Annotated in this window: 12 protein-coding genes and 2 pseudogenes; 6 read left to right on the top strand and 8 right to left on the bottom strand. The window is 60.9% G+C overall.

Going from position 1 to position 9,444, the window contains the following annotated elements; translation table 11 throughout:
* Positions 1 to 112 (top strand): annotated as a pseudogene (locus AC1DUU_RS13755) (CBS domain-containing protein); the annotation flags it as partial.
* 51 nt (positions 113 to 163) lie between these two features.
* Here AC1DUU_RS13755 and AC1DUU_RS13750 read toward each other — a convergent pair.
* Complete coding sequence (locus AC1DUU_RS13750; protein ID WP_476783976.1) at positions 164 to 421, bottom strand: YjhX family toxin; 258 nt, start codon at positions 419 to 421, stop codon at positions 164 to 166.
* Between the two features lie 342 nt (positions 422 to 763).
* On the opposite strand from AC1DUU_RS13750, the gene gatB reads away from it, so the two are divergent.
* Both gatB and AC1DUU_RS13740 read left to right on the top strand, forming a co-directional pair.
* Complete coding sequence (gene gatB, locus AC1DUU_RS13745) at positions 764 to 2,266, top strand: Asp-tRNA(Asn)/Glu-tRNA(Gln) amidotransferase subunit GatB (protein ID WP_476783975.1); 1,503 nt, start codon at positions 764 to 766, stop codon at positions 2,264 to 2,266.
* Positions 2,267 to 2,270: 4 nt separating this feature from the next.
* A complete protein-coding gene (locus AC1DUU_RS13740; RefSeq protein WP_476783974.1) occupies positions 2,271 to 2,762 on the top strand; it encodes an N-acetyltransferase family protein in 492 nt (163 codons plus the stop codon).
* A gap of 9 nt (positions 2,763 to 2,771) precedes the next feature.
* Here AC1DUU_RS13740 and panC read toward each other — a convergent pair whose 3' ends face one another.
* From panC to AC1DUU_RS13720, 4 genes are all read right to left on the bottom strand, one after another.
* Positions 2,772 to 3,617: a pantoate--beta-alanine ligase gene (gene panC / locus AC1DUU_RS13735; protein WP_476783973.1), complete on the bottom strand. Its 846-nt coding sequence runs from the start codon at positions 3,615 to 3,617 to the stop codon at positions 2,772 to 2,774.
* Positions 3,614 to 4,444, bottom strand: a complete 831-nt coding sequence (panB, locus tag AC1DUU_RS13730; protein WP_476783972.1) for a 3-methyl-2-oxobutanoate hydroxymethyltransferase — start codon at positions 4,442 to 4,444, stop codon at positions 3,614 to 3,616. Before panB ends, panC begins: the two co-directional genes overlap by 4 nt.
* 138 nt (positions 4,445 to 4,582) lie before the next feature.
* A complete protein-coding gene (locus tag AC1DUU_RS13725; protein WP_476783971.1) occupies positions 4,583 to 5,056 on the bottom strand; it encodes a hypothetical protein in 474 nt (157 codons plus the stop codon).
* A 91-nt stretch (positions 5,057 to 5,147) separates the two neighbouring features.
* The gene (locus AC1DUU_RS13720) at positions 5,148 to 5,318 is read right to left on the bottom strand and encodes a hypothetical protein (RefSeq protein WP_476783970.1); all 171 of its coding nucleotides are present in this window, start codon (positions 5,316 to 5,318) and stop codon (positions 5,148 to 5,150) included.
* A gap of 255 nt (positions 5,319 to 5,573) precedes the next feature.
* Between AC1DUU_RS13720 and AC1DUU_RS13715 the strand changes: the two genes are divergently transcribed.
* A complete protein-coding gene (locus tag AC1DUU_RS13715; protein ID WP_109577332.1) occupies positions 5,574 to 5,972 on the top strand; it encodes an NADH:ubiquinone oxidoreductase subunit NDUFA12 in 399 nt (132 codons plus the stop codon).
* A gap of 312 nt (positions 5,973 to 6,284) precedes the next feature.
* Positions 6,285 to 6,695 (top strand): DUF2155 domain-containing protein, encoded by a 411-nt coding sequence (locus AC1DUU_RS13710; RefSeq protein ID WP_476783977.1) that lies wholly within the window; start codon positions 6,285 to 6,287, stop codon positions 6,693 to 6,695.
* A gap of 36 nt (positions 6,696 to 6,731) precedes the next feature.
* Here the strand turns inward: AC1DUU_RS13710 and AC1DUU_RS13705 are convergent, their stop codons facing one another.
* A complete protein-coding gene (locus AC1DUU_RS13705) occupies positions 6,732 to 7,610 on the bottom strand; it encodes a patatin-like phospholipase family protein (protein WP_476783969.1) in 879 nt (292 codons plus the stop codon).
* A gap of 525 nt (positions 7,611 to 8,135) precedes the next feature.
* Here AC1DUU_RS13705 and AC1DUU_RS13700 point away from each other — a divergent pair.
* Positions 8,136 to 8,513 (top strand): hypothetical protein, encoded by a 378-nt coding sequence (locus AC1DUU_RS13700; RefSeq protein WP_476783968.1) that lies wholly within the window; start codon positions 8,136 to 8,138, stop codon positions 8,511 to 8,513.
* Between the two features lie 8 nt (positions 8,514 to 8,521).
* Here AC1DUU_RS13700 and aat read toward each other — a convergent pair whose 3' ends face one another.
* The gene (aat, locus tag AC1DUU_RS13695) at positions 8,522 to 9,139 is read right to left on the bottom strand and encodes a leucyl/phenylalanyl-tRNA--protein transferase (RefSeq protein ID WP_476783967.1); all 618 of its coding nucleotides are present in this window, start codon (positions 9,137 to 9,139) and stop codon (positions 8,522 to 8,524) included.
* A gap of 12 nt (positions 9,140 to 9,151) precedes the next feature.
* A pseudogene (locus AC1DUU_RS13690) lies at positions 9,152 to 9,444 on the bottom strand (acetyl-CoA carboxylase biotin carboxylase subunit); the annotation flags it as partial.

The raw sequence follows: 9,444 nt of genomic DNA, 5'->3' as shown, positions 1-9,444 counted from the left end.
GCGCGACGGCTATCTCTATGGGATCGTGTCGATCGGCGACGTCGTCAAGCGCCGCATCGAGGATGTCGAGCGCGAGGCCGAGGAGATCAAGGCCTATATCGCGACGGCTTGAGGCCGTTAGCTAAGCGCCGGATCCGCTTACGCGGATCCGGCATGATCTGCATCATCTGTTGTCGAGTTCGGGACGGACAAGTTTCAGTCCTACCCTGGTAATGCGGTAGGGGCCGCCTTGCGACGAGGCGACTGCCTTCCTTCGCCGTAGCTTCCTGAAAAGTTCGAGATCGAAATCCGTATATTGCCAGCCCTCGCGGGTGAGGCAGATCACGGCTTCGATCTTGTTGCTGTCGTCTTTTTCGATTTCGATCCGCCCGCCCTGGGCGAGCAGGTGCAGGATGCGCTGCTCTATGCGCGATATGTTCATTGGTTGATGAGTCCTGGAAAACCAGGCCGAACAGCCTACTGACTGAACAGCCAAAACAAAAAGCCGCAGCCACGATTGCTCGCAGCACGGTGGTTTCTGGTTTTCATGCCCCGCCTTCAGGAGAAGGTCGGGGCTTTAGCGGGACTCAAACGAGTTGAACATCCAAACTCCATCGGGATGGGACCGATATAGGATAGTCTGTTCGAAAGTGCCAGAGATCGCGGCTTGAGCGCGCATTTCCAACGCGACGGTTGCAACAAGGCAACGATTGATCTAGCGAAACGGTACGATTTGTCGTTCGCCAGAAGGCGACAAAACAGACACGGACGTATTCGGATTACCATGACCCTGATCGACACCCGCACGCCCGACGCCAAGCGCTTCATCCCCGGTGCCACCGGTGACTGGGAAGTCATCATCGGCCTCGAGGTTCATGCCCAGGTGACGTCGGAAGCAAAGCTGTTCTCCGGCGCCTCGACCGCCTTCGGCGCCGAGCCCAATGCCAATGTCAGTCTTGTCGACGCGGCGATGCCCGGCATGCTGCCCGTCATCAACGAGGAATGCGTCAAGCAGGCGATCCGCACCGGCCTCGGCCTCAAGGCGCAGATCAACCACAAGTCTGTCTTTGACCGGAAAAACTATTTCTATCCCGACCTGCCGCAGGGCTACCAGATTTCGCAGTTCAAGCAGCCGATCGTCGGCGAGGGCAAGATCACCATTTCGGTCGGTCCCGACCGCAAGGGCGAGTTCGAGGACATCGAAGTCGGCATCGAGCGCCTGCATCTCGAACAGGACGCCGGCAAGTCGATTCACGATCAGCATCCGACAATGTCTTATGTCGACCTCAACCGCTCGGGCGTGGCGCTGATGGAGATCGTCTCCAAGCCCGACATGCGCTCGTCGGACGAGGCCAAGGCCTATGTCACCAAGCTGCGCACCATCGTGCGTTATCTCGGTACTTGCGACGGCAACATGGACGAGGGCTCGATGCGCGCCGACGTCAATGTGTCCGTGCGCCGTCCGGGCGGCGAATTCGGCACGCGCTGCGAGATCAAGAACGTCAACTCGATCCGCTTCGTTGGCCAGGCCATCGAATATGAGGCGCGGCGCCAGATCGCCATCATCGAAGATGGTGGCAAGATCGATCAGGAGACCCGCCTGTTCGATCCCAGCAAGGGCGAGACGCGCGCGATGCGTTCCAAGGAAGAAGCGCACGACTACCGCTACTTCCCCGATCCGGACCTTCTGCCGCTTGAATTCGACCAGGCCTATGTCGATGCGCTAGCCAAGGACCTGCCGGAACTACCAGACGACAAGAAGGCGCGGCTGGTCAACAGCCTCGGCCTGTCCGTCTACGACGCCTCGATCCTGGTCTCGGAAAAGGCGATCGCCGACTATTTCGAGAAAGTGGCCGCTGGCCGCGACGGCAAGCTTGCCGCCAACTGGGTCATCAACGACCTGCTCGGCGCCTTGAACAAGGCTGGCAAGGACATTGAAAACGCTCCAGTAACGCCCGATCAGCTGGGGGCCGTGATCGACCTGATCAAGGAAGGCACGATTTCCGGCAAGATCGCAAAGGACCTGTTCGAGATCATCTGGAATGAGGGTGGCGACCCGCGTGAGCTGGTCGAAAGCCGTGGCATGAAGCAGGTGACCGACACCGGCGCCATCGAAAAGGCGGTCGACGATGTCATCGCCGCCAACCCCGACAAAGCCGAACAGGCCCGCGCCAAGCCGACAATGGCCGGCTGGTTCGTCGGCCAGGTGATGAAGATGACGGGTGGCAAGGCCAATCCGCAGGCCGTCAACGACCTGGTCAAGGCCAAGATCGGCATCGAGGAATAAAGCGGTGTTTGTCCGCACGGCGAGCGAACGCGACCTTGAGAACATCAAGGCGCTGCTCGCCGAAACGTGGCACGCGACCTACGATGCCATCTACGGCATCGAGCGGGTCAACCAGATCACCACCGAATGGCACTCGCTTGCCGCGCTCAAGGCGCGGCTGACGAGGCCGAATTCCGAGTTCCTGGTCGCCGATGACGGCAAGAAGATCGCAGGCATGGCCTTTGCCGCGGCGACCAGCGGTTCCAAGATCGTCGTGCTCTACCAGCTTTATGTACGCCCAGAATATCAGCGCGCCGGCATCGGCCGCATGTTGCTCGATGAGATCGAGCAGAGCTTTCCCGAAGCGCATTCGATTCGCCTTGAAGTCGAAGAGGCGAACGTTCAGGCGCTGGGCTTTTATCTCGCCAACGGCTTTGTGAAGTCGGGGGGCGATCCAGACCCCGAGATCGCGGAAACGGGGGTCTTGTCGCTGGTGCTGGAAAAACCCCTGAGCTGAAGCGGCGGCCTAGCTGGCAGCGACCTCGACATTGTCGATCAGGCGTGTCTTGCCGAGACGGGCAGCGACCAGCACGCGGCCATCATGGTCTTTCTGCCACGGCGCAAGCGTGAGGCTTTCGCGCACTTCGACGTAGTCGACGGAATTGAAACCGGAATCGAGAATCGCCTGACTAGCGGCTGCCATTGTCGCTTCTTCGTTTGCGCCCGATTGGAGCGACGAAGCAGCCTTGCGCAGCACCTTGTTGAGCTGTTGCGCGACAGTGAGTTCGGTGGGGCTGAGATAGGCGTTGCGCGATGACATGGCGAGGCCTTCGGCATCGCGGATCGTCGGCGAGCCCAGAACTTCAACCGGCAGGTCGAGATCGCGGCACAGCTTCTTGACCACGCAGAGCTGCTGGTAGTCCTTCTCGCCAAAGACGGCGAGGTCGGGCGTTACCTGGATGAAGAGCTTGGCAACGACGGTGGCGACACCGTCGAAGAAAGCAGGTCGGAAGGCGGTTTCGAGACCTGCGGATGGGCCGCCCACCGCAATCGCGGTGGCAAAGCCTTGTGGATAGACCTCGTCGACACCGGGCGTGAAGGCGAGATGGACACCGGCTTCATTGAGGCGCGCGAGATCCTGCGCCAGCTGGCGGGGATATTTGTCGAGGTCTTCGGTCGGCGCGAACTGGCGCGGATTGACGAAGATCGAAACGACGCAGCGGTCGGCGCGCTCAAGGGCAGCACGCATCAGCGAGATATGCCCGTCATGCAAGGCGCCCATGGTTGGGACCAGCGCGACCTTGAGGCCTTCGGCTCGCCATGCCTGCACTTGCACGCGCAGGGCAGCGATGGTTTCGACGACAGCGGTCATGCCTTGTCCTTGCTCAGGGAAAACAGGTGCTCGGGGCCGGGGAAAGCGCGGCTGCGAACGTCACGCGCGTATTCCGCTGCGGCTTTGGACATAGTGTCGCGCAAAAGGGCATATTCCTTGACGAATTTCGGCACGCGGTCGACGGTCAGTCCGATGGCGTCGTCGATGACCAGGATCTGCCCGTCGCAGGCAGCGCTGGCGCCGATGCCGACGGTAGGAATGGCTATGCGCCGGGTGATTTCAGCGGCCACCGGCTCGACAGTGCCTTCGATGACGACGGAAAACGCGCCAGCTGCTTCCACAGCCTTGGCGTCGGCATAAAGCGCTTGGGCATTGGCCTCGGAACGGCCTTTGATCTTGTAGCCGCCCTCTTTTTCGACCGACTGCGGCAAAAGCCCGATATGGCCCATGACCGGGATGCCTGATGCAACGATGGCGGCGATTTGGGCGGCGATGGCGACGCCGCCTTCGAGCTTGACCGCGTCGCAGCCGGTTTCACGCATGATGCGCTTGGCGCAGGCCACGGCGTTTTCGACCGTGTCCTCGTAGCCGCCGGCAGGCATGTCGACGACGACGCAGGCGCGGACAGAGCCGCGCATCACGGCCTGGCCATGCGCGATCATCATGTCTATCGTCGCGCCGAGCGTCGTCGCATGGCCATGCAACACCATCGCGACGCTGTCGCCGACAAGCAGAAGGTCGACATGTGGGTCGAGCAGCCGGGCAATGGGGTAGGTGTAGGCGGTGAGGCAGACGATGGGCTCGCCGCCCTTGCGGGCCAACAGCTCGGCGGGCGTGATGCGGCCGGCAGGCGCGTCAGAAGCCATGTCGTTTCCTCCCATGCCCGGTTCCAGCCTAGCAAGCCAGTCCGAGAGCCCGAATTGGGCCAGAATCCATTACGGACCGGCTAGAGATTTTGCAAGTGCGAGATGAAGACGTGAGCAGTTGCGAGATGGCATCGTCCATCAGGACGAGCGGCGCGCTGTTTCCTCTTGCGCGAGCCGGCGGATGTAGACGGCGAATTCGGGGTCTTCGCCCGGCAGCAACTGGGGCAGGGCATCGCGAAAATCCGCGCGCCGGCACCATTCGCGCATGAAATCCTCCCACGACGCCCAGCGGCGCTTTCTCCGCTCGGGCATGTCTGCTTCGTAGATGACGAGATAGGCGCGCTCGAACAGCGAGATGAGGATAGCGAACATGGCGAGCAGCCGGTCTTTCTGCTCGGCGGTCAGACCTTCCGTGGCCGTATGCGATTGCAGATAGAGGTCGGAATGCTCGAGCGTCAGCGTCAAAAAGTTGGTGTAGCCGTCTGACAGCATCTGGTAGATCTCTTCCTCCTCGTTGACGCGCGCCTTGCGCTGCTCGTAGACGAAGATGAAGATCGCGAGCGGCAGGCCGAAGATCGTCACCAGCATGCTCAGCATTTCGAGGACTTGCATGAAGGGCATCGGCTATGCGGCCATGGTTCGCGCGCGTCCACGTTGCGAGCTTGGACCAAGCTCTCGGCAAAGGAATGTTATCAACGCAGCCTCAGAGCTGTCCGCCTTGATTGCGTCGCGCAATCTTGAGCGCAAGCAGAACCAGGCCCACCGCGAGGACTACAATCCCCAAGAAGATCAGCCAGTTCGATCCGGACCTGTAGCCCTCAGCGGCCATCAGGAAACCGAGGATGATAGCGATCAGACCGGTGAGTTTGTTCATCAGAGGGTGAACTCTTTCCCCGCTTATGGCCATTTCGAACCTCCGCGTGCGTGATAGATCTACCGCCTGACCCACAGAGTATAGTGCTGGCCAGTGCGCGTCGAGTTGCCTCGCCAGTTGGAAGCATCCTGCGCAAGCTGTCACTGATGCCTGCCAATCGTCGCAGACCCCAAGATTGGGCGTCTAAAGCCTTGCCTTCGGAACGGCCTGACGCCATAAGCAGGAGACTTTCGACGCGCCTGCCGCGAGGATCCGATGAAGAAATTCCTTGTTCAATTTTTCACCTGGTGGAACGGCCAGACGCTTGGCACCCGCTTTCACACCTGGCGCAAAGGCACCAAGGTGGGCCAGGATGAGTTCGGCAACGTCTATTACGAAGGCGGCAAGGACTCCGAGGGCCGCACGCGTCGCTGGGTGATCTACAATGGCGTGTCCGAAGCCTCGATGATTCCGCCCGGCTGGCACGGCTGGATGCACCATCGCGTCGATGTAGCGCCCCCGAGCGACAACTACATTCCGCGCGACTGGCAGAAGCCGCATCAGCCTAACTTGACCGGCACCGGCGGCGCTTACCGTCCGAAGGGCTCGGTGCTGGGCAATACGCATCGTCCACAGGTGACCGGAGACTACGACGCCTGGACGCCCGGCGCATAAGACAGCACATCGGCGCGGACATTTGTCGCCACAATTGGCGGCTAACTCCTTGCCCATTGGCGCCAGGCGATTAGCCTTGGCGCGTGGGAATCAGCGAGTGCAAAACACTCCGGGCGCAACGGCGGTAACGACTCAATGACATTTCTTGGCCGGGTTCCGTCGAACGGACGATCGAAGGCGAAAGCTCTGCTTGCCACGGTTGCGCTGTGCGCAGGGCTTGGCCAGGCGATGGCCCAGGACAGTATTCAGCGCCTGCCGCTCGATCAACAGGTCGAGCAGGGCAACGATCTGCCGGCGATCGATGTTCAGCCGATACCTGGCGAGACCCAGCCGGCCCCAAGCGAAGCACAACCAGCGCCACAGGCAGCACCTAAACCCCAGCGCATCAAGAATCCGATCGCCGAGTTCGCCGGCATCGACAAGATCACCGGCCGTATCATCACCTTCGATGTCTATGTCGACGAAACGGTGCAGTTCGGCGCGCTGCAGGTGACGCCGCGCGTCTGTTACTCGAGGCCGGAAAACGAGGAGCCCAAGACGGATTCCTTCGTTGAAGTTGACGAGATCACGCTCGACCGCAAGATCAGGCGCATCTTCACCGGCTGGATGTTTGCCGAAAGCCCGGGCCTCAACGCCGTCGAGCACGCCGTCTATGACGTCTGGCTGAAGGCCTGCAAGCAGAAGTCGGACATTCCGGCGCCGGAAGCTGCCAAAACCAACTGATATCGGCAGGTGCAACTGACGTACTGCTGGCCGCGTCTATCGTCGGCTAGGACGCGTCATGGCAGCTGAAGCGGTGACCACTTGTGGTCGGCTTTCGGTTGGCGTCGATACCCAGGCATTTGCGGCCCGGCCGAGGCCATATTGGTAGAGCCTCCGCATGTCTTCGGTTTCGAATTCCTCGGTGCCGCTGTCAGCCACGTTGACCGGTATCGCGGCGAGGTGGAAGCCGATGCCGTTGCGGCGGGCGAACGCGTAGGTCGCCTGCAACGTAGCGCGTGAGTTGGTCTGGATGAGCGTCGAGACGGAACGCCCGGCGATGTCTTTTGTCTGGTTTGGGACCACCTCGAAGGATGGGTGCAGTTTCCCGTTCATCAGCACGTACAGATCGGCCGAGCCTTTCAGTGGCAGGCGCGGGTTCCGGAACAGTATGTCGTCCGGCAGGATGAACACGTTGGACACGACACCGCCGTCCACATGCATTTCCTGGAAGCGATGGCCGCCGCTTTCGGCTGGGATGAATGTTGGCGTGAATATGCCGGGGATACTGGCCGAGGCGGCCATGACCGTGCGGAAAAGCTCGTTGGCGCCGGGAGCGCCGCTCGCCGCGATCGCGCCCATGTTCCAGATGACGGGGCGCTGGGCATCGAGGTTCGTGGTCAGTATGAGCAGGCGTCGTCCCTTTCGGTGTTCACGCGCGACAGCGGCGATCACCTCCGGCGTGACGAATTTCTGGGCGAGCGTCTGCATGCGGCCGCTGTCAAACAGGCCGGAGCCGAAGATCGCATTGATGGGATCGGGCGAGTCGACCAGCGTGATCCCGTACCCACCGGTATACATTTCCTTCAAGGTGTCGTCATAGGCGGGACCAAGGAAGGCGAATGGTGCGATAAGCGCACCGGTGCTGACGCCCGACACGACGGTAAACTCAGGCCGTGTGCCCGTTTGTGTCCAACCTTCAGCAATCCGGCTCCGAACGCCCCATCACCACCGCCGCCGGAAAGCGCAAGGTAGGAGAGGTGCTTGTGCGGCTGTTGGGAGATGTATGCCGCCTCACGCCCGGCCGATTCCGAATCGGCCCAGATACGCACATTGGACAAGCCTGAGACAGTTGCATCTGTTTGCTCATCGGCCGTGAACGAATCTCGGGGCAGGCCACTACATGCTGCAAGAGCAGTGGCGAGGAGTGCTGACAGTATGAGGCCATTGACCCCTTGCGCAATTGCCATTTCGCCTACCTGCACAGCCGCGATATTGCATAGTGTTGTATTGTCGCGGCTGTTGTCAAACCGCAGGCGGCGCGTTTGCGGTCCGAAACCGGGGCGCTGCCAAGGCCCAGATTGTCGTATTCCCAAATCTGCCGGGGCCCGTCCCGGCCCTTTCGGAACCGCTTCCGATCCCTGGCGTTTGTCGTTGTGAGCAACGCGAGCGGAGGATGCTGCGGTGACCGTCAATCGTGACGAACTTCTCGAACTCGAACGGGAATTCTGGACCGGCAATCAGGAGTTCTTTGCCGAAAACGCCGACAGGGAATGCCTTGTCGCCTTTCCCGACATGGCCGGCGTGATGAGCAACGCAGAGATTGCCGCGACCGCCACCAAGCCGAACCGCTGGCGCAATCTGGAGATGAAGCTGCAAGGCATAGTCGAGCCGGGCAGCGACATTGTCATCCTGACCTATGAAGCCAATGCGATCCGCGACAATGGCGAGCCTTATTCAGCACTCGTCAGTTCAGGCTACGTGCACCGCTTGCAGGGCTGGAAGTTGATGTTCCACGCGCATACGCCGACCAAGCCCGAAGCCGGCAAGGCCAGGAACTAGCGTCGCCTTCAAGGTGAGAACGTGGCTTCGCCGACAAGTGCCTTGGCCAGCATCTTTTCGTATTTGTCGCGCGGCACGTCGACCGCACCGAAGCGTTTCAAATGGTCGGTGGTGAACTGCGTATCAAGCAGCAGGAAACCTCGCTGCTTGAGCCGCTCGACCAGATGGACGAGGCAAACCTTCGAGGCGTCGGTCTCGCGCGAAAACATGCTTTCGCCGAAGAAGGAACGGCCCAACGACACGCCATAGAGCCCCCCGACCAGCACTCCGTCGCGCCATGCCTCGACCGAATGGGCGTTTCCGATGCGGTGGAGGTGGGCGTAGGCCTCTCTGATCGGCGCGTTGATCCAGGTCGACAGGCGCCCCGCGCGCCGCTCGGCGCAAGCATCGATAACGGCTTCGAAGTTGCTGTCGAAGCGGATCTCGAACTGGCCCTGCCGTATCTTCTTGGCAAGGCTGTGCGGCACATGGAAGGTTTCAAAGGGGATGATGCCGCGCGTTTCGGGTCGGACCCAGAAGACCTCCGGATCCGACGCACTCTCGGCCATGGGAAAGACGCCCGACGCATAGGCCTTCAGCAGAAGGTCCGTGGGTATGCTGTAGCCGGGCGCATAAGGACGGGTCATGCGACCCCCAGTCTACTCGCCTTTCGCGAGATGTTTTTCCAGCCAATGAATATCGTAGTCGCCATTTGCAATGTCGGGGTTGCCGACGAGTTCACGAAACAGCGGCAACGTCGTCTTGATACCATCTACCACAAATTCGTCGAGTGCGCGGCGCAGACGCATCATGCATTCGACGCGGTTGCGACCATGCACGATCAGCTTGCCGATCAGGCTGTCGTAGTAAGGTGGGATCTTGTAGCCGGAATAAACGCCCGAATCGACGCGGATGCCCAGGCCGCCAGGCGTGTGGAAATGCGTGATCGTGC

Source organism: Aminobacter sp. P4_H6_2 (genome assembly GCF_056400805.1).
Note: the sequence above shows the minus strand (reverse complement) of the source record. Positions and strands in the feature narration are given on the sequence as shown.

Coding starts and splice junctions, on each gene's coding strand:
- AC1DUU_RS13750 (WP_476783976.1), bottom strand. CDS start 421: ATGAACATATCGCGCATAGAGCAGCGCATCCTGCACCTGCTCGCCCAG.
- gatB (WP_476783975.1), top strand. CDS start 764: ATGACCCTGATCGACACCCGCACGCCCGACGCCAAGCGCTTCATCCCC.
- panC (WP_476783973.1), bottom strand. CDS start 3,617: ATGACCGCTGTCGTCGAAACCATCGCTGCCCTGCGCGTGCAAGTGCAG.
- panB (WP_476783972.1), bottom strand. CDS start 4,444: ATGGCTTCTGACGCGCCTGCCGGCCGCATCACGCCCGCCGAGCTGTTG.
- AC1DUU_RS13725 (WP_476783971.1), bottom strand. CDS start 5,056: ATGCAAGTCCTCGAAATGCTGAGCATGCTGGTGACGATCTTCGGCCTG.
- AC1DUU_RS13720 (WP_476783970.1), bottom strand. CDS start 5,318: ATGAACAAACTCACCGGTCTGATCGCTATCATCCTCGGTTTCCTGATG.
- AC1DUU_RS13715 (WP_109577332.1), top strand. CDS start 5,574: ATGAAGAAATTCCTTGTTCAATTTTTCACCTGGTGGAACGGCCAGACG.
- aat (WP_476783967.1), bottom strand. CDS start 9,139: ATGACCCGTCCTTATGCGCCCGGCTACAGCATACCCACGGACCTTCTG.